The organism is Streptomyces sp. NPDC088553 (genome assembly GCF_044752965.1).
GTDB lineage: Bacteria > Actinomycetota > Actinomycetes > Streptomycetales > Streptomycetaceae > Streptomyces.
In genome coordinates, this window is record NZ_JBIVMG010000014.1 from 43,887 (window position 1) to 67,233 (window position 23,347).

General features: G+C 70.8%; 20 protein-coding genes, 1 tRNA gene and 1 riboswitch. Of the genes, 6 read left to right on the top strand and 15 right to left on the bottom strand.

Annotated elements, in window-relative coordinates; genetic code table 11:
• Positions 1-43 precede the first annotated feature (43 nt).
• Positions 44-1,264: an acetyl-CoA C-acetyltransferase gene (locus ACIP8Z_RS34480; RefSeq protein ID WP_319318994.1), complete on the top strand. Its 1,221-nt coding sequence runs from the start codon at positions 44-46 to the stop codon at positions 1,262-1,264.
• Between the two features lie 396 nt (positions 1,265-1,660).
• On the top strand, positions 1,661-2,506 hold the full coding sequence (locus ACIP8Z_RS34485) for a hypothetical protein (protein WP_402090453.1): 846 nt from the start codon (positions 1,661-1,663) through the stop codon (positions 2,504-2,506).
• A 93-nt stretch (positions 2,507-2,599) separates the two neighbouring features.
• On the opposite strand, the gene ACIP8Z_RS34490 is transcribed toward ACIP8Z_RS34485, so the two are convergent.
• Positions 2,600-2,929 carry a hypothetical protein gene (locus ACIP8Z_RS34490; RefSeq protein ID WP_229313735.1) on the bottom strand — a complete coding sequence of 110 codons (330 nt, stop codon included), beginning with the start codon at positions 2,927-2,929 and terminating at the stop codon, positions 2,600-2,602.
• A 118-nt stretch (positions 2,930-3,047) separates the two neighbouring features.
• Here ACIP8Z_RS34490 and ACIP8Z_RS34495 point away from each other — a divergent pair, with 118 nt between their 5' ends.
• Complete coding sequence (locus ACIP8Z_RS34495; RefSeq protein ID WP_030315254.1) at positions 3,048-3,278, top strand: DUF4287 domain-containing protein; 231 nt, start codon at positions 3,048-3,050, stop codon at positions 3,276-3,278.
• A gap of 111 nt (positions 3,279-3,389) precedes the next feature.
• Here the strand turns inward: ACIP8Z_RS34495 and ACIP8Z_RS34500 are convergent, their stop codons facing one another.
• On the bottom strand, positions 3,390-4,292 hold the full coding sequence (locus ACIP8Z_RS34500) for a Bax inhibitor-1/YccA family protein (RefSeq protein ID WP_318210159.1): 903 nt from the start codon (positions 4,290-4,292) through the stop codon (positions 3,390-3,392).
• Between the two features lie 199 nt (positions 4,293-4,491).
• Positions 4,492-4,576, bottom strand: a tRNA-Leu gene (locus tag ACIP8Z_RS34505).
• Between the two features lie 375 nt (positions 4,577-4,951).
• On the opposite strand from ACIP8Z_RS34505, the gene ACIP8Z_RS34510 reads away from it, so the two are divergent.
• Both ACIP8Z_RS34510 and ACIP8Z_RS34515 read left to right on the top strand, forming a co-directional pair.
• The gene (locus ACIP8Z_RS34510; RefSeq protein ID WP_030315258.1) at positions 4,952-5,722 is read left to right on the top strand and encodes an ABC transporter ATP-binding protein; all 771 of its coding nucleotides are present in this window, start codon (positions 4,952-4,954) and stop codon (positions 5,720-5,722) included.
• Between the two features lie 88 nt (positions 5,723-5,810).
• Complete coding sequence (locus tag ACIP8Z_RS34515) at positions 5,811-8,342, top strand: ABC transporter permease (protein ID WP_402090456.1); 2,532 nt, start codon at positions 5,811-5,813, stop codon at positions 8,340-8,342.
• A gap of 61 nt (positions 8,343-8,403) precedes the next feature.
• Here ACIP8Z_RS34515 and ACIP8Z_RS34520 read toward each other — a convergent pair whose 3' ends face one another.
• From ACIP8Z_RS34520 to ACIP8Z_RS34560, 9 genes are all read right to left on the bottom strand, one after another.
• A complete protein-coding gene (locus ACIP8Z_RS34520) occupies positions 8,404-9,711 on the bottom strand; it encodes a class I SAM-dependent methyltransferase (RefSeq protein ID WP_402090458.1) in 1,308 nt (435 codons plus the stop codon).
• Positions 9,712-9,919: 208 nt separating this feature from the next.
• Complete coding sequence (locus tag ACIP8Z_RS34525; protein WP_015034097.1) at positions 9,920-11,299, bottom strand: NAD(P)/FAD-dependent oxidoreductase; 1,380 nt, start codon at positions 11,297-11,299, stop codon at positions 9,920-9,922.
• 370 nt (positions 11,300-11,669) lie between these two features.
• Positions 11,670-12,584 carry an exopolyphosphatase gene (locus ACIP8Z_RS34530; RefSeq protein WP_402090460.1) on the bottom strand — a complete coding sequence of 305 codons (915 nt, stop codon included), beginning with the start codon at positions 12,582-12,584 and terminating at the stop codon, positions 11,670-11,672.
• On the bottom strand, positions 12,581-13,132 hold the full coding sequence (locus ACIP8Z_RS34535) for a DUF501 domain-containing protein (RefSeq protein ID WP_319319026.1): 552 nt from the start codon (positions 13,130-13,132) through the stop codon (positions 12,581-12,583). Before ACIP8Z_RS34535 ends, ACIP8Z_RS34530 begins: the two co-directional genes overlap by 4 nt.
• Positions 13,133-13,173: 41 nt before the next feature.
• Positions 13,174-13,644, bottom strand: coding sequence for a septum formation initiator family protein (locus ACIP8Z_RS34540; RefSeq protein WP_383867568.1), 471 nt, complete (start codon positions 13,642-13,644; stop codon positions 13,174-13,176).
• Positions 13,645-13,762: 118 nt separating this feature from the next.
• Positions 13,763-15,049: a phosphopyruvate hydratase gene (gene eno / locus ACIP8Z_RS34545; protein WP_015034101.1), complete on the bottom strand. Its 1,287-nt coding sequence runs from the start codon at positions 15,047-15,049 to the stop codon at positions 13,763-13,765.
• A gap of 368 nt (positions 15,050-15,417) precedes the next feature.
• On the bottom strand, positions 15,418-16,143 hold the full coding sequence (locus ACIP8Z_RS34550; protein ID WP_402090463.1) for a transglycosylase family protein: 726 nt from the start codon (positions 16,141-16,143) through the stop codon (positions 15,418-15,420).
• 3 nt (positions 16,144-16,146) lie between these two features.
• Positions 16,147-16,320: riboswitch (cyclic di-AMP (ydaO/yuaA leader) on the bottom strand.
• A 258-nt stretch (positions 16,321-16,578) separates the two neighbouring features.
• Positions 16,579-17,685 carry a transglycosylase family protein gene (locus ACIP8Z_RS34555; RefSeq protein WP_402090465.1) on the bottom strand — a complete coding sequence of 369 codons (1,107 nt, stop codon included), beginning with the start codon at positions 17,683-17,685 and terminating at the stop codon, positions 16,579-16,581.
• A 150-nt stretch (positions 17,686-17,835) separates the two neighbouring features.
• Positions 17,836-19,155 (bottom strand): cytochrome P450, encoded by a 1,320-nt coding sequence (locus ACIP8Z_RS34560; RefSeq protein WP_402090467.1) that lies wholly within the window; start codon positions 19,153-19,155, stop codon positions 17,836-17,838.
• Positions 19,156-19,251: 96 nt separating this feature from the next.
• Here ACIP8Z_RS34560 and ACIP8Z_RS34565 point away from each other — a divergent pair, with 96 nt between their 5' ends.
• Positions 19,252-20,451 carry a globin domain-containing protein gene (locus ACIP8Z_RS34565; RefSeq protein ID WP_402090469.1) on the top strand — a complete coding sequence of 400 codons (1,200 nt, stop codon included), beginning with the start codon at positions 19,252-19,254 and terminating at the stop codon, positions 20,449-20,451.
• 58 nt (positions 20,452-20,509) lie between these two features.
• Here the strand turns inward: ACIP8Z_RS34565 and ACIP8Z_RS34570 are convergent, their stop codons facing one another.
• The 3 genes from ACIP8Z_RS34570 to ACIP8Z_RS34580 all read right to left on the bottom strand — a co-directional run bounded on the left by ACIP8Z_RS34570 (position 20,510) and on the right by ACIP8Z_RS34580 (position 23,251).
• On the bottom strand, positions 20,510-21,475 hold the full coding sequence (locus ACIP8Z_RS34570; RefSeq protein WP_402090471.1) for a nucleoside triphosphate pyrophosphohydrolase: 966 nt from the start codon (positions 21,473-21,475) through the stop codon (positions 20,510-20,512).
• Positions 21,476-21,494: 19 nt separating this feature from the next.
• The gene (locus tag ACIP8Z_RS34575) at positions 21,495-22,139 is read right to left on the bottom strand and encodes a SurA N-terminal domain-containing protein (RefSeq protein WP_402090472.1); all 645 of its coding nucleotides are present in this window, start codon (positions 22,137-22,139) and stop codon (positions 21,495-21,497) included.
• 80 nt (positions 22,140-22,219) lie between these two features.
• Positions 22,220-23,251 (bottom strand): glycosyltransferase family 2 protein, encoded by a 1,032-nt coding sequence (locus tag ACIP8Z_RS34580; protein ID WP_402090473.1) that lies wholly within the window; start codon positions 23,249-23,251, stop codon positions 22,220-22,222.
• Positions 23,252-23,347 lie beyond the last annotated feature (96 nt).

Consider the following 23,347-nt stretch of genomic DNA (forward strand, 5'->3'; position numbering starts at 1 on the left):
CTTCCCTTTCAGTCCGCTCACTCCGCACCCTCATGGAGCCGTGATGCCCGAAGCCGTGATCGTCTCGACCGCCCGCTCGCCCATCGGCCGGGCCTTCAAGGGCTCCCTCAAGGACCTGCGGCCGGACGACCTCACCGCGAACATCGTCAAGGCCGCCCTGGCCAAGGTGCCGGAGCTCGACCCGCGCGACATCGACGACCTGATGCTGGGCTGCGGCCTGCCCGGCGGCGAGCAGGGCAACAACCTGGGCCGCATCGTGGCCGTGCAGATGGGCATGGACCACCTGCCGGGCTGCACGATCACCCGCTACTGCTCCTCCTCGCTGCAGACCTCCCGCATGGCGCTGCACGCGATCAAGGCCGGCGAGGGCGACGTCTTCATCTCGGCCGGTGTCGAGATGGTGTCCCGCTTCGTGAAGGGCAACTCGGACTCCCTGCCCGACACACACAACCCCTTCTTCGCCGAGGCCGAGGCCCGTACCGCCGAGGTCGCCGCCTCCGAGGGCTCCACGTGGCACGACCCGCGCGAGGACGGCGTCGTCCCCGACGCGTACATCGCCATGGGCCAGACCGCGGAGAACCTGGCCCGCCTCAAGGGCATCAGCCGCCAGGAGATGGACGAGTTCGGCGTCCGCTCGCAGAACCTCGCCGAGCAGGCCATCAAGAACGGCTTCTGGGAGCGCGAGATCACCCCGGTGACGCTCCCGGACGGCACCGTGGTCTCCACGGACGACGGCCCGCGCGCCGGCGTCACCCTGGAGGGCGTGCAGGGCCTCAAGCCGGTCTTCCGCCCCGACGGCCTGGTCACCGCCGCCAACTGCTGCCCGCTGAACGACGGCGCCGCCGCGCTCGTCATCATGTCGGACACGAAGGCCCGCGAGCTCGGCCTGACCCCGCTCGCCCGCATCGTCTCCACCGGCGTCTCCGGCCTCTCCCCCGAGATCATGGGCCTCGGCCCGGTCGAGGCGTCGAAGCAGGCCCTCAAGCGCGCCGGCCTGACCATCGGCGACATCGACCTGGCCGAGATCAACGAGGCCTTCGCGGCCCAGGTGATCCCGTCCTACCAGGACCTGGGCCTTGACCTGGACAAGGTGAACGTCAACGGTGGCGCCATCGCCGTCGGCCACCCCTTCGGCATGACCGGCGCCCGCATCACCGGCACGCTGATCAACAGCCTCCAGTTCCACGACAAGCAGTTCGGCCTGGAGACCATGTGCGTCGGCGGCGGCCAGGGCATGGCCATGGTGATCGAGCGGCTGAGCTGAGCCGCAGCGGAGGGTAGGGGTCGCCTGAGGAACGAAGGCGGCACCTGCCCGCAGCGGAGGCGAAGCTCAGCGCGACCGAAGCGAGCGCCTGCCGTGAGGCCCGAAACCCAGGATCGAACGCCTGTCGCAGGACGGGGAGTGCGCCGGGGCGCGTCTCCTCGTACCGAGGGCTCCAACCGCTCCGCGTCCGAGCCGTGACCGAATCTCCCCCAGGATGTGACCTACGTCCCGGGGGAGTTCGTTTTCCCAGGTCAGAGCCGTTTCGGGACTAAACACCTGGTAGAAATACCTGTCCAATTCGTGACGTAATGCACTGACAGCGGGCCCCACCCCAGGACAAGCTGATGTAGGAAGTCGGGGGATCGACTCGGAATCGGGAGTACGTCAGTGAGCGCCATGCCTCTTGCCCTGCTGCTGACCACGGCCGCTGCCACGGCCGTGGGCGCCGCCGCCCTGCACGCAGTCCACGGTCTCCGTAAGCAGGTCACCGCCCTGCGGAGCGAACTGGCGGCCGGCCATGGCGTCACGGTCCCCGCGGCCCGCACCGCCACGCCCGCCGCCGAGATACGGGCCGCGGTCGCGGAGGCGCTGGCCGAGGAGCGCGAGCGTGAGCTCGCCGAGGCGCGGGCCTTCTGGGCCGCGCAGGAGGCCCGGGACGCGGCCGACGCCCCGTCCCTGCTGGGCGGCCTCGGCGGCCCGGTCGACGACGGCACCTTCTTCGTCCCGCGCCAGGCCGACTTCGTGGGCCTGGAGGCGATGGCCCTGGAGGCCATGGAGGCGGAGGCGGCCGCGCTCGACGGCGCCGACGCGCTGGACGCCCTCGACTCGGTCGACGCCCTGGAGGAGTACCCGGAGGACTCGGCCGAGCTGGCCGCGGCCCGCCGCCGGCACCCCTCGCACCCGGACTTCGTGCCGGTGCAGACCCCCGTCGTCACCGACCACGAGCGGACCGTCGCCCGCCTGGAGGAGCTCGCCGACACGGCCACGGCGCTGACCGACGTGCGTCCGGGTCCGCTCGGCACGCTCGACGTGTACGTCTTCGCGGACGGCACGACGCTCTGTATGACCCCGGGGCACCGCGAGACCGCTGAGCGCCTCGCGGAGGCCCTGCGCTCCGGTCGTACGCCGGTGCTGCTCGGCGGCTCGGGCGTCTCGGGCGCGTTCGCCCTCACCTTCTCGTACGGCGAGGCGGACGACGAGAACGTCTACATCCTGGCGGACCGCGTCATCGCGTCCCTCTGAGCACGCGCCCCTCGCACCGCGCCGCGGCGGCCTCCGACCGCCGACCGCGGGGAAGCCCCTCCCTCCGACCGACGCATCGGGCGACGCCAGGGCCTAGAGCCCCGAGCGCTCCGCCGCCTCACGGACCAGCCCCACGGCCTCCGCCAGTTCCCCCTCGCGGGAGTCGGCCGGGGCCGTTCGCAGGATCTCGGCCAGATCGTTCCCGGCGACGACCAGCTGGTCGGCCACGGTGAAGACCCCCGCGTCCGGCATCGTCCTCGGCTCCCGCTCCGGGTCCTCGGCGCGCTGGGCGCGCACCGCGAGCTCGCGGGCGAGGGCAAGTCCCTCGGCCGCCGCGCCGCGCTGGAGGCGGCTCTGCGGGGCGGCCCGCAGCCGGTCGGCGAAGCGTTCGACGGCGGCGGTCAGTTCACTCGTATCGCGCACCCCGCGACCCTACGCGCCGTCCCGGGCCTCTTGCCAACGGGCGAACACTTGGGCACGGTGACGTGAAGAAGTGCCAGGAGTACGAGGAGCACACGGTACGACGCGTCCGGAGGCGCCGATGTCCCATACATTCTCCGAAGAGACCCACCGCAACATGCTGGCCCGCATCCCGGGCCGCACCGGTCGTGAGATCGCCGACTGGATGCGCACCGTCGAGGAGGGGCCCTCCCTCCTCCGATTCGAGGAGCGGGTGAGCTGGCTCCGCGGGGCCCATGAGCTGGCGTACGGCCACGCGAAGGCGATCCTGCACGAGTACGACCTGCGGCGGGCGGCCCGGAGACTGCTCTGAGGTCCGAGCACCACCTCGTCCGACGGGGGGACCGCCCCGTCCCGACCGGGAACGCGGAAGGGCCCGCCCGGCACGAAGCCGGACGGGCCCTTCCCCCCGAGTCGGGACGCGTCAGTCGTCGCCCTGCAGGATCGACAGCAGACGCAGCATCTCCAGGTAGATCCACACCAGGGTCATGGTGAGACCGAAGGCGGCCAGCCAGGCCTCCTCGCGCGGCGCGCCGTAGGTCACGCCGTCCTCGACCTGCTTGAAGTCGAGGGCGAGGAAGCAGGCACCGAGGATGATGCCGATGACGCCGAAGAGGATGCCGAGGCCACCGCTGCGGAAGCCGAGGCCGTCACCGCCGGCGAAGACGGCGAACAGCAGGTTGGTCACCATGAGGAGCATGAAGCCCATCGCGGCGGCCATCACGAAGCCGTAGAAGCGCCGGTTGACCCGGATCCAGCCCATCTTGTAGGCGATCAGGACGCCGGCGAAGACCGCCATCGTGCCGAGGACCGCCTGGATGACCACGCCGTCGGCGATGTACGTCGAGACGGCGGCCGAGATCACTCCGAGGAAGACGCCCTCGAAGGCCGCGTAGCTCAGGATGAGCGCCGGCGACGGCTTGCGCTTGAAGGACTGCACGAGCGACAGCACCAGGGCGACCAGGGCGGCGCCGATGGCGATGCCGTAGGACTTGCCCAGGTTGGCGGGGTCGACCGGCAGGAGCAGCCAGGACAGCACGGCGGTGAGCACGACCGTACCGAGCGTCATGGCCGTACGGCTCACGACGTCGTCGATCGTCATCACATTGCCGCGGGCCTGCTGCGGGGCACCGAGCTGGGTGTCCTGCGGGGCGTACGGGTTGGTGGCGTACGGGTTCGTCGCACCCTCGGCATACGGGTTGCCGGTGGCGTACGGGTTGGTTCCGACGGCGGGGCCCCCGGCCTGCGGCTGCTGGCCGTTGAAGCCCGCGGTGCCGTTGTCGCGGCTGAACCCCCGTCGCGAGAAGACCGGGTTGCTGCTCCTCATCTCACTCCTCCATGGCGTGCCGCATGCGCGCGGCCTCGCGTCAAGAGTAATGCGTAGGCAAAAGAAACTCTCTAGTGCTCGGGGAGGATCTTTTCCCGTACTTTTTCGATCTTCGAGCGGGCCGGCGCGGGGGGCGCGAGGGTCCGCTCGGTGAGTGAGGCGCTCCGCCGGGCCACAGGCGTGACACCTGGGGCCCGGGTGGTGCCCGGAACCGGACTCGAACCGGTACGGCCCGAAGGCCAGCGAGGTTTAAGCTCGCCGTGTCTGCATTCCACCATCCGGGCGTCGCGAAGCTCCGCGTTGGCACATGAGCCTATCCGGGGCGCTTCCCCCGTTCAGCGGAACATCCTCCCGATGTTGTCTTATTTTATTGACGCCTGAGGGTGTGTCAGTGCAGGTGGGGGCCGTTTCACCGAACTGTGACAGGGGTCGCAGGCGCAAAGCCGCACCCCCTGGAATGACGAAAAGTCGTCGCACGTGTGTCACGTCGGCGTGAACCCTGCTCTCAGGGGCGCCGTCATACCAAAGGAGGAGGATCGGGGCCCCCGGTCCGACTCGAGACTGCCCCGGGAACGGGCATGTGGGCGGACGCTCCGAGCCCGAACGCTCGACACGATGGAGGGGTTCCCGAAGAAGCCCCGCAGTGACAGGAGTCCCTCGTGACCACCACCCCCACCGTGTCCCGCGCCACCGCGGTGGCCGCCCGCGCCACGGATCTCTCGAAGGTCTACGGACACGGCGAGACCCAGGTCGTCGCGCTCGATCACGTCACCGTGGACTTCCGCCAGGGCGAGTTCACCGCGATCATGGGCCCCTCCGGCTCCGGCAAGTCGACGCTCATGCACTGCGTCGCCGGCCTCGACTCCTTCTCCTCCGGCTCGGTCCGGATCGGCGAGACGGAGCTCTCCACCCTCAAGGACAAGCAGCTCACCCAGCTGCGCCGGGACAAGATCGGCTTCATCTTCCAGGCCTTCAACCTGCTGCCGACGCTGACGGCCCTGGAGAACATCACGCTGCCGATGGACATCGCCGGCCGGAAGCCCGACAAGCAGTGGGTCCAGCAGGTCATCGACATGCTCGGACTCTCCGCCCGGCTCAGCCACCGCCCCACCGAGCTCTCCGGCGGCCAGCAGCAGCGCGTGGCCGTGGCCCGCGCCCTCGCCTCCCGCCCCGAGATCATCTTCGGTGACGAGCCCACCGGAAACCTGGACTCCCGCTCGGGCGCCGAGGTCCTCGGCTTCCTGCGCAACTCCGTCCGTGAGCTGGGCCAGACCGTCGTCATGGTCACCCACGACCCGGTCGCCGCCTCCTACGCGGACCGCGTGATCTTCCTCGCCGACGGCCGGATCGTCGACGAGATGCTGCACCCGACGGCGGACGGCGTGCTCGACCGCATGAAGGCCTTCGACGCCAAGGGCCGTACGAGCTGACGCGACGGCGCCGGAACCGGACTCGAACCGGTACGGCCCGCGCCTCGCGCTCCCGCCCGCCGCCCCTCCCTTCCTCCAGGACACACCCATGTTCCGTACCGCCCTGCGCAACGTCCTCGCGCACAAGGCGAGACTGCTGATGACCGTCCTCGCCGTGATGCTCGGCGTGGCCTTCGTCTCCGGCACCCTCGTCTTCACCGACACCCTCGGCCAGGCCTTCCGCAACCAGTCGGCCAAGAGCTACGACGACGTCGCCGTCGCCGTCGAGATGTACCCGTCCGCCGAAGACGCCCGGAAGACCCCCGGCCTCTCCCACCAGGACGTCGACAAGGTCGCGAAGCTCCACGGGGTCGCCTCCGTCACCCCCCGCGTCGACGGCTTCGCCGGCGTGCCCGACAAGAACGGCAAGCTGATCGGCGTCGGCTGGTCCAACAAGGGCACCAACTTCGCCCCCGGCAAGGACGGCAAGGACCGCGCGTACGCCTTCACCTCCGGGAACGGCCCGGCCTCCGACGGCCAGATCGCGCTCGACAAGGACACCGCCGACAAGGGCGGCTACAAGGTCGGCGACACCGTCCGCGTCGCCACCACGGGCCCGGTGAAGGAGTACGAGCTCTCCGGCGTCTTCACCACCGAGGACGGCGCCGTCAACGCCGGCGGCAGCCTCGTCGTCTTCGACACCGCCGTCGCGCAGAAGCTCTACCTCAAGCCCGGCTACTACCGGGACCTGGCCGTGAGCGCCACGCCCGGCACGGACGACGAGAAGCTCCTCGCCGAGGTCCTGAAGGTCGTCCCCAAGGCGGCCACCGCGCAGACCGGCGAAGCCCTCGCCGAGCAGCAGGCCAAGGACATCGAGGCCGGTCTCGGCGCGCTCAACCAGGTGCTCCTCGGCTTCGCGGGCATCGCGCTCTTCGTCGGGATCTTCCTGATCTCCAACACCTTCACCATGCTGGTCGCCCAGCGCACCAAGGAACTGGCGCTGATGCGCGCCGTCGGTGCCTCGCGCAAGCAGATCACCCGCTCCGTCCTCGCCGAGGCCGGTCTGGTCGGCCTGCTCGCCTCAGCCGTCGGCTACCTGCTCGGCATCGGCCTGGCCGTCTCGCTCCGCTCGGCCATGAGCGCCTTCGAGATGAAGGTCCCCGGCGGCGGCCTCGTCCTCACCGCAACCCCGGCCGTCAGCGCCTTCGCCGTCGGCGTCCTGATCACGATGCTCGCCGCCTGGCTGCCCGGCCGCCGCGCCGCGAAGATCCCGCCGGTCGCCGCCATGAGCAGCGTCCACGCCACCCAGAGCACCAAGTCGCTCGTCGTGCGGAACTCCATCGGCGCGGCGTTCAGCGCCCTCGGTGCCGTGCTCATCGTGCTCGGCGCCGGCCAGGGCGGCGACGAGGGCCGCATGCTCATCGCGGGCGGCGCCTTCCTCGCCCTCATCGGCGTGATCGTGCTGATCCCGTTCCTGTCCCGGCCCGTGATCGCCGTGATCCGCCCCGTCTTCGTGAACCTCTTCGGGGTCTCCGGCAAGCTCGCCGGCCTGAACGCGGTCCGCAACCCGCGCCGCACCGGCGCCACCGCCTCCGCGCTCGCCATCGGCCTGACCCTCGTCACCGGTCTCTCGGTGCTCGGCGCCACGGTCGGCACGGCCCTCGACAAGGCCACGACGGACCAGATCAAGGCCGACTACATGGTCACCATGGCCAGCGGCAACAGCCTGAGCCCGGAGGCACTGACCGCCCTGGAGAAGGCGCCGGGCGTCACCGCGATCTCCCCGCAGCAGGCCGGCGCCCTGGAGATCAAGGGCTCGTACGTCTCGGCCTCCGGCGTCACCCCCGGCGACATCGGCAAGGTCCTCAACCTCACCGTCGTGAAGGGCTCGCTGTCCTCCCTCGACAAGGGCGCGATCGCCGTCGACGAGAAGACCGCCGCGAAGCGCGGCCTGAAGGTCGGCGACACCGTCCCGGTCGAGTACCCCGACAAGCAGAAGGCCAAGCTGACGGTCGGCGCGGTCTTCGAGCCCAGCGAGTTCGTCTCGCCGGTCCTGATCGACCACAAGCTGGTCACCGCGCACGAGGAGCGGGCGGAGATCCGTCAGATCTTCGTCTCGACCGAGGGCGGCGCGAGCGCGGCCAACGAGCGGGCCCTGGCGAAGGCCATGGGCGACAACCCCGACATCACGGTGATGGACCACAAGGGCATCCGTGACTCCTTCGGCGGCCCGATCAACCTGATGCTCAACATCATGTACGGCCTGCTCGGCATGGCCCTGATCATCGCGGTCCTCGGTGTCGTCAACACCCTCGCGATGTCCGTCTTCGAGCGCCAGCAGGAGATCGGCATGCTGCGGGCGATCGGCCTCGACCGGCGCCGGGTCAAGCGGATGGTCCGTCTGGAGGCCGTGGTCATCTCGGTGTTCGGCGCGGTCGTCGGCATCGGCCTCGGCTCGTTCCTCGGCTGGGCGATCGGCGAGACCATCAGGGAGCAGATCCCGGGCTACGCCCTGGTCCTGCCCTGGGACCGGATCGGGATCTTCCTGGTCCTGGCCGCCCTGGTCGGCGTCCTCGCCTCCCTGTGGCCGGCCCGCAGCGCGGCCAAGCTGAACATGCTCGCCGCCATCAAGGCCGAATAGCACGGCGGCTGTGCGAGAGAGGGCCGGTCCCCCACCCGGGAGGCCGGCCCTTCGGCGTGCCTCAGGCCTTCTCGTTCCAGACGCGCGGCCGCAGCGCCGTGCCGCTCCTCCCCGACACCGGGGTCTTCACCGCGAGGAACTGGTTGACGCCGATCCGGTTGCGCTCGAAGGAGACGGCCGAGGCCGCCATGTACAGCCGCCAGATCCTCGCCCGGCCCGGAGAGGTCAGCCGGACCGCCCGGTCCCACTCGCGCTCCAGGTTGGCCACCCAGCGGCGCAGGGTGAGGGCGTAGTGCTCGCGGATCGCCTCCACGTCCCTGACCTCGAAGCCGGCGTCCTCCAGGGTGCTCAGCGTGCGGCCCATGGGGGCGAGTTCGCCGTCGGGGAAGACGTACGCGTCGATGAAGGCGTCGACCTCGTACGCCTCCTCGTCGGGCTCGGGGCGCCGCGAGATCTGGTGGTTGAGGAGCCGGCCGCCGGGCTTGAGGAGCCCGTACAGGATGTCGGCGTACTCCCGGTACCGGACGGCGCCGACGTGCTCGGCCATGCCGATCGAGGAGATCGCGTCGTACGGGCCGTCCGTGACGTCCCGGTAGTCCTGGACGCGGATCTCGATCAGGTCGGTCAGGCCCTCGTCGGCGACCCGCTTGCGGGCGTACGCGGCCTGCTCGCGGGAGAGGGTGATGCCGACGACCCTGGCCCCGTACTCCCGGGCGGCGTGGAGCGCCATGGAGCCCCATCCGCAGCCCACGTCGAGGAGCCGGTCCCCCTCCTTCAGGTTCAGCTTGCGGGCGATCAGGTCCAGCTTGTCGCGCTGGGCGTCCTCCAGGGTCGCGTCGGGGCCGTCGGAGGCCCAGTACGCGCACGAGTAGACCATCGACGGGCCGAGGACCAGCTCGTAGAAGTCGTTGCCCACGTCGTAGTGGTGACTGATCGCCTGCTTGTCGCGGCGCCGGGTGTGCCGGCCGCCGCTGCGGCCGCGCATCTCCTCGGCCGGCGGCTGCGGCGGCAGCGGCGGACCGGCCAGTCTCAGCAGGGCGCGGGCGGCGGCGCGCAGCCGCGGGTCACGCGCGGACGCGAGCAGCCCTCTGGTGTCCCCATCACGCTCCCAGAGCACGCCCGAGAGCCCGTCCAGCAGCTCGTACAGGTCTCCCTCGACGTCCAGCTCCCCGGCCACCCAGGCGCGGGCCAGGCCCAGTTCGCCGGGCTTCCAGATCATCCTCCGCAGGGCGCGGCGATCGCGGACGATCAGGACGGGGCCGCCCACTGGACCGGCCTCACTGCCGTCCCAGGCTCGCAGCCGGACCGGGAGCGGTCCGCCGAGCAGCTCCTCGGCGAGAGTCGTCAGCCGCGACGCGGCGTCGGCCATGGTGCACACCTCCGTGATCTCGTGCCCCAGAAATGCTCGTCACCAAGGGAACACCGTCCGTAGGCGTTTGCAGTCCCGGCACAGCGCAATCAGTCGGCAAAACACGCGAAGGGCCGTCCGCACCACGGATGGCGGACGGCCCTTTTACGGCCTTGCGTGTACTGCTGGTACTGCTCGGTGCTGCTGGTCCCGCGTGTACTGCCGGTGCCTAGGAGGCCTTGGCCTTCTCCTGCGCCGGGGCGGCCGGCGCGGGGGCGGGCTTGGCGGCCTCGTAGAACTCCTCGCGCGGCGTCTCGATGGCGCCGAGGGAGACGACCTCACGCTTGAGGAACATCGCGAGGGTCCAGTCGGCGAAGACGCGGATCTTGCGGTTCCAGGTCGGCATCGCCATGCCGTGGTAGCCACGGTGCATGTACCAGGCGAGACGGCCCTTGAGCTTGATCTTCACCTTGCCCATGACGATCATCGCGACGCCCTTGTGCAGACCGAGGCCCGCCACCGCGCCCTTGTTGGCGTGGCTGTACTCCTTCTGCGGGAAGCCGCGCATGCCGGCCACCACGTTGTCGCCGAGGACCTTGGCCTGGCGCAGGGCGTGCTGGGCGTTCGGCGGGCACCAGGCGTTCGGGTTGCCCGCCTTGCGGCCGACCATGTCCGGGACCTGGGCGTTGTCGCCCGCGGCCCACGCGTAGTCGAGGCCGTTGATCTGGAGCTTCTCGTTGCAGTCCACGTGGCCGCGGGGGCCGAGCGGCAGACCGAAGCGGGAGAGCGCCGGGTTCGGCTTCACGCCGGCGGTCCACACGATCGTGTTGGAGTCGACCTCAAGGCCGTTCTTCAGCACGACGTGGCCGTCGACGCAGGAGTCCATGGAGGTCTCGAGGTAGATCTCGATCCCGCGGCTCTCCAGGTGCTCCTTGCCGTACTGGCCGAGCTTGGGGCCCACCTCGGGGAGGATCTTGTCCGCCGCGTCGACCAGGACGAAGCGCATGTCCTCGCGCGACACGTTCTGGTAGTACTTCGCGGCGTCGCGGGCCAGGTCCTCGACCTCGCCGATGGTCTCCGCGCCGGCGAAGCCGCCGCCCACGAAGACGAAGGTCAGCGCCTTGCGGCGGACCTCCTCGTCGGTGGTCGAGTCAGCCTTGTCGAGCTGCTCGAGGACGTGGTTGCGCAGGCCGATGGCCTCCTCGATGCCCTTCATGCCGATGCCCTGCTCGGCGAGGCCGGGGATCGGGAAGGTACGGGAGACGGCGCCCATCGCGATGACGAGGTAGTCGAAAGGCAGCTCGTACGCCTCGCCGACGAGCGGCGCGATCGTGGCGACCTTGCGGTCCTGGTCGATGGTGGTGACCCGACCGGTGAGCACCTCGGCTCCGCGCACGACGCGTCGCAGCGGGACGACGACGTGGCGCGGCGAGATGCTGCCGGCGGCGGCTTCGGGGAGGAAGGGCTGGTAGGTCATGTACGACCGCGGGTCGACGACCGTGACGGTCGCCTCCGCGTAGCGCATCTTCTTGAGGATGCGCCGAGCTGCGTACAGGCCTACGTACCCGCCGCCTACTACGAGGATCCTGGGACGCTCCGTGGTGCTCATGAGATCGAGTATCCACCCCTCCTGAGGGGGGTGCTCGTGCGCCCCTTCACAAGGTCTCGGGACACCTCTGCTACACTCCGCCGCCCACGTGATCCATGTCATGGTGCTGCAAAGGAACCGGGGTGCGCGGGCGAACGTTGTTCACCCCTTGTGAACTGGCCTGGAGAGCCCCCGTTAACGCTGAACCACGGGGCCCGTTCACGCGATGGAAACATCGAGCGAATCGGCCCCCACGCCTGCGAAAGGGCCCTGAGACGCCACCCGAAGGACCCAAAGACCCCCCTCGGACGCCATCAGGGCCCTTTTCCTTGTGAAGAACTTCACGAACTTTCCCGACGACATGTCGCCGGGGGGCGTCGATAGGTGCCTGCTATGCGACGGATAGGGCGATCCCATCGAGGATGTCGTGCTCGCTGACGACGACCTCGTGGGCTCCGACCCGCTCGACGATCTCCCTCAGGACGAGTGCGCCGGCGATGATCACGTCGACCCGGCCGGGGTGGATGACGGGGATCGCGGCCCGCTCGGCGTGCGTGGAGGCGAGCAGCCGTTCGGTGACCTCGGCGACCTGGGCGGCGGAGATCCGGGCGTGGTGGATCTTCTCGGAGTCGTACTCCGGGAGCCCGAGGGCGATGGCGGCGACCGTGGTGACCGAGCCGGCGAGGCCGACGAGGGTCTCGGCGGTGTCGATCGGGACGGTCTCGGCCGCCAGGTCGAGCGCGGCCCGGACGTCGGCGCGGATCGCGTCGGCCTCCTCGGCGGTCGGCGGGTCGTGCCGGACGTGCCGCTCGGTGAGCCGGACGCAGCCGATGTCGACGGAGCGGGCCGCCTCGACGTGCCGGTTGCCGACGACGAACTCGGTCGAGCCCCCGCCGATGTCCACGACCAGCCGGCGGTCGTCGCCGTGCAGCTCGCCGGTGGCGCCGGTGAAGGAGAACGCGGCCTCCTGGTCGCCGGTGATCACCTCGGGTTCGACGCCGAGGATCTCCACGACCCCGTTCACGAAGTCCGCGCGGTTCTCGGCGTCGCGGGAGGCGGAGGTGGCGACGAAGCGGACCTTCTCGGCGCCCAGCTCCTTGATGACCTCGGCGTACGCGCGGCAGGCGGCGAAGGTCCGCTCCAGGGCCTCGGGGGCGAGCCGGCCGGTCTTGTCGACGCCCTGCCCGAGCCGGACGATCGTCATCCGCCGGTCCAGCTCGATCAGGTCACCGGTCTCGGGGTGGACGTCGGCGACGAGGAGGCGGATGGAGTTCGTACCGCAGTCGATTCCGGCGACCCGGGTCACTCCGCCCCCTCCTTCTTCTCCTCGTCCTTGTCCGCGCACGGCGTGACGCAGGCGCCCTTCGCCCACCACTCCGGCAGCATCGCGAGCGCCTCGTCGCCGAACGGGTTCACGCCCGGTCCGGCGGCAAGCGAGTGGCCGACGAGGACGTGCAGGCACTTCACGCGGTCCGGCATGCCGCCGGCGCTCGGGAAGCCCTCCAGGACCTCGATGGCGTCACGGCGCGCGATGTAGTCCTCGTGCGCGGCCCGGTAGGCGGCGGCGAGCTCCGGGTCGGTGGCGAGCCGGGCCTGCATCTCCTTCATGACCCCGTTGGCCTCCAGGGTCCCGATGGCCGAGGCGGCCCTGGGGCAGGTCAGGTAGTACGTGGTCGGGAACGGCGTGCCGTCGGGGAGCCGGGGCGCGGTCTCGACGACGTCCGGGTTGCCGCACGGGCAGCGGTGCGCGATGGCGCGCAGGCCGCGGGGCGGCCGGCCGAGCTGGAGCTCGAAGGCGGCGATGTCCCGCTCGGTGGGCTCGGTGCGTTCGGTCTGCGGAGGGGGCGTTTCCATGTTTCTCTCGGTTGCCTTGCTCGTCTGGTGCGGAGGAGGGGTCAGGGGCGGTCGGCGCGGTCGACGCCGTCCCAGAGGTTGTCGTACCAGGGGCGGTCCGCCGCGCCCTGGTCGCCGCGGGGCCGTTGCTCCGCGGCGGGGTCGTTCACGGTGAAGCCGGTCTCGCCGGGCAGCACGTAGTGGAGGTGCTCGCGGGCGAGGCGGCGGACGTAGGCCGGGTCCTGGAGGCGGGCCTTCTCGTCCCTGAGTTCCTCGACCCGGCGGGCGGCGTCGGCGGCCCTGCGCTCCTGCTCGGCGATCTCGCCCTGCTGGGAGACGTAGCTCCGCATCGGGTAGGCGAGGGCCACGACGAGGGAGCAGACGACCAGGGCGAGGAAGGCCGCGCGGCCGGTGAGCCGGGAGCGGCGGGCCTGGCGGCGGGTCTGGGAGCGGTAGACACGGGCGGCGGTCTGCTCGCCGAGCAGTCTGATCCGGGTCGCGGTGGAGAACCGGTCCCGGTCCTTCGCGGCCATGTCGTGTCGCCTCCCCTGTTCACGCGGACGTCCCCGCACACGGTACGGGACCGAGTACGGGGACGTACGGAAGCCGCCCTGCGGAGGGGCTCAGCCGTCGATCAGCCTGGCGGGGTGATCAGCCCTTGAAGCGCGGGAAGGCGCTGCGGCCGGCGTAGACCGCGGCGTCGTCGAGGATCTCCTCGATGCGCAGCAGCTGGTTGTACTTGGCGACGCGGTCCGAGCGGGCCGGGGCGCCGGTCTTGATCTGGCCGCAGTTCACGGCGACCGCGAGGTCGGCGATGGTGACGTCCTCGGTCTCGCCGGAGCGGTGGGACATCATGCACTTGAAGCCGTTGCGCTGGGCGAGCTCGACGGCGTCGAGGGTCTCGGTCAGCGAGCCGATCTGGTTGACCTTGACCAGGAGGGCGTTCGCGGTGCCCTCCTCGATGCCGCGGGCCAGGCGCTCCGGGTTGGTGACGAAGAGGTCGTCGCCGACGATCTGGACCTTGGTGCCCAGCTTGTCGGTGAGGACCTTCCAGCCGGCCCAGTCGTCCTCGTACAGCGGGTCCTCGATGGAGACCATCGGGTACGCGGAGACGAGCTCCTCGTAGTACTCGGTCATCTCGGCGGCCGAGCGGGACTTGCCCTCGAACTCGTACTTGCCGTCCTTGTAGAACTCGGACGCGGCCACGTCGAGCGCGAGCGCGACGTCGGAGCCCGGGGTGTAGCCGGCCTCCTTGATGGCCTCGACGATGAGGTCGAGGGCGGCGCGGTTCGACTCGAGGTTCGGCGCGAAGCCGCCCTCGTCGCCGAGGCCGGTGGAGAGGCCCTTGCGCTTCAGGACGGCCTTGAGGGTGTGGTAGATCTCGGCGCCCCAGCGGAGGGCCTCGGAGAAGGACTCCGCGCCGATCGGGGCGATCATGAACTCCTGGATGTCGACGTTGGAGTCGGCGTGCGACCCACCGTTGAGGATGTTCATCATCGGAACGGGCAGCAGGTGCGCGTTCGGGCCGCCGAGGTAACGGAAGAGCGGGAGGTCCGAGGCCTCGGACGCGGCGTGCGCGACGGCGAGGGAGACGCCGAGGATGGCGTTGGCGCCGAGGGAGCCCTTGTTCTCGGTGGCGTCCAGGTCGAACATGGCCTGGTCGATCAGGCGCTGCTCGGTGGCGTCGTAGCCGACGAGCTCCGGGCCGATCTGCTCGATGACGGCGAGGACGGCCTTCTCGACACCCTTGCCCAGGTAGCGGTTCGGGTCACCGTCGCGAAGCTCGATGGCCTCGAACGCACCGGTGGAGGCGCCGGACGGAACAGCAGCACGACCGGTGCTGCCGTCGTCGAGGCCGACCTCGACCTCGACCGTGGGGTTGCCTCGGGAGTCCAGGATTTCCCGGGCTACGACGACGTCGATGGACGGCACGAGCATCTCCTTTTTGGGATGTGACGCTGGATGTGACGCAAGGTCGGTGCAGGGTCGCTTGGCCTTGCGACAAGAGCCTAACCGGCTCGGGGGCTCCGGCCAGCCGGGCGCCCGCCCCCTGGGACGAAAAAGGACCCAAGGGCATGCATGTCGGGACGAAGGGCCCCAGAACTACCGGCCGGTAACCGGGGCGGGCCGCCCGGTTCTCCCGCGAGCCCTCCTCCTGGTACCGCTGCCGGTCCCTCCGTACGCCTCCGGAAACGGGGGAACCCCGGCCCGACGCGCACGGGGGATGGGCGCGTCGGGCCGGGGTGGTCACCGCGGGAGGGTCGGAGGGGCCGCGTGAGCCGCCGGACTCACGCGGGCCGCCGGGCTCACTTCAGGTGAAGCTGCTGGCCCGGGTAGATCAGGTCGGCGTTCTCGACGACGTCCTTGTTCAGCTCGAAGAGCTTGGCCCAGCCGCCCTTGACGCCGTGCGCCTGGGCGATCTTGCTGAGGGTGTCGCCGGCCGCGACCTTGTACTCGCCGTCACCCTTCTTGACCTTCTTGCCGGTCGGGGTGGTGACGGTCTTCTTCGCGGCGGCCTGCGGAGCGGCCTGCTGCTGCGTGGCCTTCTTCGGGGCCTGGCGCTGCTCGCTGCGGGTGGTCGGCTGCTCGGCCTTCCGCTCCTGCTTCGGCTGCTGGGTGCTCTGCTGCGGCGCGCTCTCGGCGGCGCCGGTGTTCGGCGAGGCGCTGGAGAGACCCACGCCGCAGGACGGCCAGGCGCCCTTGCCCTGGCCCGCGAGGACCTTCTCGGCGATGGCGATCTGCTGGGACTTCGACGCCTGGTTGGCGGTCGAGGCGTAGGCGGTGCCGCCGTACGCGGCCCAGGTGGAGGCGGAGAACTGCAGGCCGCCGTAGTAGCCGTTGCCCGTGTTGATGGACCAGTTGCCACCGGACTCGCACGCGGCGACGGTGTCCCACTCGGAGACCGTGGCGGCCGAGGCGGTGCCCGCGGTCATCAGCGGGGCGGCGACGGCGACACCGGTGACGCCGACGAGCGTGACGACCTGGGTGGCCTTGGAGGGACGGCGGTGTTTGCCCTTACCGGAAAACAGCATGGAGATTCTCCTCACCGACGCCTGTGAGGTGAGCTGTCGGGTTCGGGCCGGAAAGTTGCCCGGCCGCGTGTCCTAGCACGCGGCTTCACCCCAAGCCGTTCGCCGGCCGTCTGTCTCAACGGCCGGGACCGGCACTTACCTTGGGTCCCCCACTCCTGCCTTCGGCGCTTGCGCGACGACTGTTCCCATCGGCCGACGGCAGGATTCGGCGTTTCGGTCGACGGGGCCCGCGGTGGCGAGCGGTGACGACCGTAGACACAGACCCACCGGAAGTTCAAAGAGGCGTATTGCGGAAATAACGCCCCTACTTGCCTTCCGGTGGGGGGTGTTTATGCAGGTGAGAGGTGACGGAAGCGAAGTTTGCGGGCGTGACACGCCAGTTGGGGCGAAGAGACCCATGTCTCACTTGCCCAGAACCGGACATACGCCCCCGAATCACTCCGCCGACGCGGTCGAACCCGTCGTCAGGTCGAGAGCCTGACCAGGGAGGATGAGGTCCGGATCGAGGCCCACCGTCTGCCTGTTGGCGTCATAGAGGGCCGTCCAGCCGCCGGGGAGTTCGTTCTCCTGGGCGATGTCGGACAGATTGTCGCCCGGCTGTACGAGGTAGGCGCCCGACTTGCCCTGACTGTCCGTTGCGTCCGATTCCTTCGAGGCGTCAGCCGGGGACCCCTTCAGAGGGCTTTCGGTCAGCTTGTTACCCGATGAAGCATGTCTACCCGAATCGACAGAACTGTCCGGGTTGCCGGTTTCCTCCGGGGCGGCGTCGCCCCGGTGCTTCCCGGTTCCGGGAGTGGCCGACGACACGTCATCCGTCGGCCCGCCGGGCGCGGTGGCCCCCGGCGCGGTGGGCGTACCGGGCGTAACCGGCGTAAGGGACTCATCGGGCGCGCCCGGTGTGGTGGGCACGGTCGGGTGGCTCGGGTCCGTCGACACGGAGGGGCTCGCCGGGGTGGTCGGCGTGACGGGAGCGGTCGGCGAGACGGGCGCGGCGGGTGCGGTGGGCGAAGCCGTCCCCGTGGCCTTCTTCGCGTCCGCGGACGCCTCGGCCTTCTCCGGGGACCCCTCCGAGGCCCCGGGGAGGCCGGTGGTCCAGTTCGACTCGGGAACCGGCCCCGTGGGGGCCTTGGGGACGCTCGCGGGTCCGGGGTCCACGCCGGGCGACGTGCCGTCGTTCGTCAGGCCGGCGATCGGCGCGCAGGTGGCCCACTCGGTGGAGCCCTTGGCAAGGGCCTTCTCGGCCACCGCGATCTGCTGGGCGCGGCTGGCCAGGTCGGGGCTGGGCGCGTACGCCAGACCGCCGTTCCGCTCCCAGCTGTCCTGGGTGAACTGGAGTCCGCCGTACATGCCGTTGCCGAAGTTGGCGCTCCACTGGCCGCCGGACTCGCACTCGGCGACCCGGTCCCAGGTGGCGGCGTCGGCGGCGGAGGCGGACCCGGTGGCGAGCAGCGGGAGCGCCATGGCGGAGCCGGTCACGCCCGCGGCGACGACGATGGCGGGGGCCTGACGGGGGCGACGGTGACGTCCGTTCCCGGAACGCATAGGGGCGCCTTTCGCGTGACGACTGTGTGGACGGCCCGAGTTGCCGAACGTGGCTGAATTACTCAACGACGTTGACGAACCGGGCTGACGGGGAAGGTAGCCGTATTCGAACGCTCATCACAAGTCGATGCACCCGCGATCACGCGAAGATCACAGTTCTGATGAACCGTCACTTCGTGGAGGTCGTGCGGAAGGGGAGAACTCCACCGGAAGCGTGCGCAATCCGCGCATGATGAGCCCTCCGCGCCAGCGCAGTTCCTCGGGATCGGCGGCAAGTCGCAGGTCCGGAAGCCGAGTCAGCAGGGTGGCGAGCGCGGTCTGTCCCTCCAGCCGCGCGAGCGGCGCGCCGAGGCAGTAGTGGATGCCGTGCCCGTACCCGAGGTGCTGGTTGTCGCGCCGGGAGAGGTCCAGCGTGTCCGGCCCGTCGAACCGGTCCGGGTCCCGGTCCGCGGCGGCGAGCACCACGAGGACGGGGTCGCCCGCCGGGATGTCCTGCCCGCCGATGCTGAGCGGCTCGGTCGCGTACCGCCAGGTGGCCATCTCCACCGGCCCGTCGTACCGCAGCAGCTCCTCGATCCCGGTCTCCAGGAGCCCGGTCTCCCCCGCCGCGATCGACGTCTGGAGCAGCTCGCGCTGCGCGGGGTGGCGCAGGAGCTGGTACATGCCGTTGCCGATGAGGTTGACGGTCGTCTCGAAGCCGGCGAAGAGGAGGATGAAGGCCATGGCGGCGGCCTCGTTCTCGGTGAGGTGCTCGCCGTGGTCGGAGGCCTTGATGAGCCCCGAGATGAGGTCGTCCGCCCCTTCTTGCCGCAAGCCTTCCCGCTTCCGGTGAATCAGCTCGGCGAGATAGCCGCGCATCTTCTTCACCGACCGCGCGACCCCGCCGCGCGGGCCGCCGCCGTGCCGGATCATCATTCCGGCCCAGTCGCGGAAGTCGTCCTGGTCCTCCTCGGGCACGCCGAGCAGGTCGCAGATCGCGTAGATGGGGAGCGGGAAGGCGAACTCGTGGATGAGGTCGGCGCTCCCCTTCTCCACGAAGGCGTCGATGAGCCGGTCGGTCAGCTCCTGCACGCGGGGGGTGAACTCGGCGACCCGGCGCGGGGTGAAGGCCTTCGAGACGAGCCGCCGCAGCCGGGTGTGGTCCGGCGGGTCGATGTTGAGCAGATGCGTCATCAGCTCGGCCTTGCGCTCGCCCGGGATGCCCGTCTTCCCCTTGGCGTGCGGGGACTCGTCGTGGTGCGCGGGGTTCTTGGAGAGCCGCTGGTCGGCGAGGGCCTGCCGGGCGTCCCCGTACCGCGTCACCAGCCAGGCCTCGACCCCGCTGGGCAGCGTCGTCCGGTGCACGGGCGTGTGCTCGCGGAGCCAGGCGTACGCGGGATAGGGATCGCTCGCGAACTCCCAGGTGAAGAGCTCGGGCGCGGGGGGCGACGCGGGGCAGGAGGCGGGACCGGTTCCGGGGGTGGTGCTCACTCCCCGACCGTACAGGGCGGTCCGGAAGGTGAGGTCTGTCGGATCCTGTGATCAAGAAGGGGGTGGTGCCCTAGATTCTTGTCGGTGGATCCTCAGATGCTCAGAACCACGTTCGCGGTCGTCGAGCGACGGGCCGAACACGCCGTCACCTTCTTCTACTCGCATCTTTTCTGGAACAACCCGGCCATGCGCGAGCTGTTCCCCGCGGACATGCAGCCCCAGCGGGACCGGCTCTTCGCCGCGCTCACCCATGTGGTGACCCATCTGGAGTCCCCGGGGCTCGCCGCGTACCTGGGGCAGCTGGGCCGCGACCACCGCAAGTTCCTCGCCTCCCCCGCGCTGTACGCCGCCGTCGGGTCGAGCCTGCTCGCCGCCTTCGCGCACGCCGCCGGGGCCGCCTGGAGCCTGCAGGCCGAGAAGGCCTGGACCGAGGCGTACGGGCACGTCGCCGATCTGATGCTGGCGGGCGCCGAGGAGGCGGCCGGGGCCGGGGAGCCGGCCTGGTGGGACGCGGGCGTCGTCCGGCACGAGCGGTACGGCGAGGACCTGGCCGTGCTCACCCTGCGGCCACGGCAGCCCTTCCCCTTCCTCCCCGGGCAGTACGTCAGCGTCAGCTCGCTGCGCGTCCCGCGCGTCTGGCGCACGTACTCCCTCGCGGACGCGCCCCGCCCCGACGGCACGGTCGAGCTCCATGTGAGCCGGATCCCGGGCGGCGCGATGAGCACGGCCCTCGTCGACGAGACGGGCCCGGGCGAGACGCTGCGGCTGAGCGCGCCCGGCGGCGGCCTCACCGCGTGCACGGAGCCGGGCGGACTCCGTACCTATATATCCGCGGGTACGGGCTGGGCGCCGGTGAAGGCGCTCCTCTCCGAGGCGGCGGAGGCCGAGCCGGAGCTGAAGGGCCGGCTGTTCATGGTGGCGCGCGCGAAGGAACATCTGTACGGCCGGTGGGACGCGGAGCGACTGAAGAAACGTCTCAGCGGACTCAGCGTCACCTACATCACCTCGGCCCCCGGCCACCGCAAGGACCAGGCGACCGAACGGCTCCTCCAGGCACTGCGGGCCTGCGTCCACTGGCCCTCGCACGACGTGTACCTCGCCGGCCCGCCCGGCTTCCTCACCGAGGTCGCGGAGGCGCTGGTGGAGCTGGGCACCGACCCGTACCGGATCCACCACGACACCCTGCAGCCCGTGGGCCGCTTCACCGCCCGCCCGAACACCGCGGCGGAACGCCTCCTGGGCCCGCCGCCCCCGCTGTGGCACAACCCGGGCGCCCGGGTACCGCGCGAGCCGTGACGCCCGCCGCCGTCGCCCGAGCCTGAGCCAAGCCCGAGACCGAGCCGGCCGCGAACGGCTACGCCTTCACACCCTCCGCCGCGCGGATCGCCTCCCGGTACGTCCGGGCCGCCGCGCGCAGCGCCGCCTCCGGGTCCACGCCCTCCGCCTCCGCGCGGACCGCGAGGGCGAGCAGGTCGTAGCCGATGCCCCGCTCCGCCGGGAGCACCACGTCGAGGCCCGCCGCGCGCGCCCGGCCGCCGAGCTTCGCGGCGAGCGCGAGCCCCGGCTGCCCCAGCGGCACGCCGTCCGTGACGGACTCCCGCTGCTTCTCGATCGCCTTGGTGCGCAGCCAGTGGGCGCGTACGTCCTCCGGCGTCTCCGCCGTCGCGTCCCCGAAGACATGCGGGTGCCGGTGGATCAGCTTCTCGACGAGGGCGCCGGCGACGTCGTCCACGGAGAAGGGGTCCTCCGGGTCCTCCTCGGCGATCCGGGCGTGGAAGATCACCTGCAGGAGGACGTCCCCGAGCTCCTCGCGCAACGCGTCCCGGTCGTCGTCCTCGATCGCCTCGACGAGCTCGTACGCCTCCTCGATGCCGTACTTGACGAGCTCCTTGTGCGTCTGCCGCGAGGACCACGGGCACTCGCGCCGGATGCGGTCCATGATCTGCACGAGGTCGAGGAGCCGGGCGCCGGGCAGGTCGTACGAGCCGGGCAGCAGTTCCAGGTCGGGCATCGTGAGGCGGCCCGAGCCGGCGAGCCGGGCGAGGCCGTCGGTCAGCGCCCGGTCGCCCTCGCCCGAGGGCAGCAGCAGGACCGTACGGCCTCCGGCGCATGCCTCGACGAGCTCTTCGGCGGTGGGCCTGAGGTGCTCGACGGCGACACCGGCCTCCCGCAGATACGGCAGCTGGGGGTGGTGCTCGTCGGGGCAGAGCACCCGGTCCGCGCCATGCAACGCCTGCCAGGCGGGCCAGGACAGCAGTCCGGGCGCCACACGGTGGCTGGCGGTGAGCAGAACGATGCGGCCGGGGCTCTCAGATGTCACCCCTTGAACTTACTCCGCCTCACGCACCGGCCGGCACGGCGCCCGGGTCCTGGCTGAGCTGCCGCAGCCAGGGCGCGGTGGTGCTGCCGAGCCGGACCTGGGCGTCGTCCCAGGCGCCGTAGCGCGGGTTCACGTCGATGGCGAGGTCCTTGGAGGCGGCGGAGAAGACCTCCGTCAGCTTCCGCTGGCCCTCGGGGGTGTCCGTGACGCCCAGCTTGGCGGCGATCTTGTTCATGAGGACGTTGCGGCGGACGACGTCGTCGATCTGGCCGGGCGCCACGCCCTGCTCCTGGAGGAGGACGTCGGCGAGCCGGTCCTCGCCGCCGCTCTCGCGGACGAACGCGGTCCTGGTCTCCTGGAGCTCGGCGCGGGTGACACCGACGCCGTTGTCCGCGGCGACCTTGTCGACGACCCGGTCGAAGATCATGACGTTGAGCTTGCGGCGGGGCAGGTCCCCGGTGGCCTGGACGAGCTGGGCGGCCTGCGGCGAGCGCTCCTGAGCGGCGCGCACGTCCTGCACCTGCGCCTGCAGGCTGGAGACGTCGATCCGCTCGCCGCCGACGACGGCCGCCGCTCCTGGGTGGGCGTCACTGCCGCAGGCGGTGAGCAGCGGGGCCGCGGCGAGCAGTGCGGCGGAGACGGTGAGCGCAGTGCGGCGGTGCAAAGGAGCCTCCCGGGCTGGTCGTGCGTCAGTTGAACGACCTTGCGGTGATCGATGTTAGGGAGTCGCCCGGGCCGGAGCCACTACTTCGGTGCGACTGTTTCCCACAACGACTCACCGGCACGCCGGGTGTCGGCCGGTGCCCGTCCCGTGTCCGCCCCCTCGCGCGCCCCTTCGTACATCCCTTCGTACGCCCCCTCGTGGGTCTCCTTGACCAGGTAGTGCGGCCGCCGCTTGACCTCGTAGTAGATGCGGCCGACGTACTCGCCGATCAGTCCGACCATCACCATCTGCACGCCGGCGAGGGCGGTGACGGCGACGAGGAGGGTCACGTAACCGGGGGTGTCGACGCCGTTGACCAGCGCGTCCCCGACGATCCAGGCCGCGTGGCCGAGGGCGACGAGGACGAGCAGGAAGCCGAGGTGGACGGCGGCCCTGAGCGGCTTGTTGTTGAAGGACAGGAGGCCGTCGAGGCCGTAGTTGAGGAGCTTGCCGAAGGTCCACTTGGAGCGGCCCTCCTCGCGGACGGCGTTCTCGTACGAGAACGCCGTCGTCCGGAAGCCGACCCAGGAGAAGAGGCCCTTGGAGAAGCGGTTGTACTCGCCGAGGCCGAGGATCGCGTCGACGGTACGGCGCGACAGGAGCCGGAAGTCGCCGACGCCGTCGACGAGCTCGACGTCGACGAGCCGGTTGATCGCCCAGTAGTAGAGGCGGGCGGTCAGGGTGCGGGTGACGCGGTCGCCCTCGCGGGTGCGGCGGGCGACGACCTGGTCGTACCCCTCGGAGTGCAGCGCGACCATGCGGTGCACCAGCTCGGGCGGGTGCTGGAGGTCGGCGTCCATGATCACGACGGCGTCGCCCGCGGCGTTGCGGAGGCCGGCCAGCATCGCCGCCTCCTTGCCGAAGTTCCGGCTGAAGGAGACGTACCGGACATGGCGGGAGTCGCGCGCGGCGAGCTCCTGGAGGAGCGGGAGCGTCCCGTCCCGGCTTCCGTCGTCGACGTAGACGATCTCGAACTCGGCGTCCAGCTCGGCGAGTTCCCTGGTCACGTGGTCGTGGAAACGAGCGAGGACGTCTTCCTCGTTGAAGCACGGGACGACGATCGAGAGCAGCACGCCGACCACGACAACGGAGTCCGGTGTCCCGGCCGGTCCCCATGGATGGCGTTCAGGCGACCATTGCGTGAACTGGGTCGCGGGGAACGGATTTTC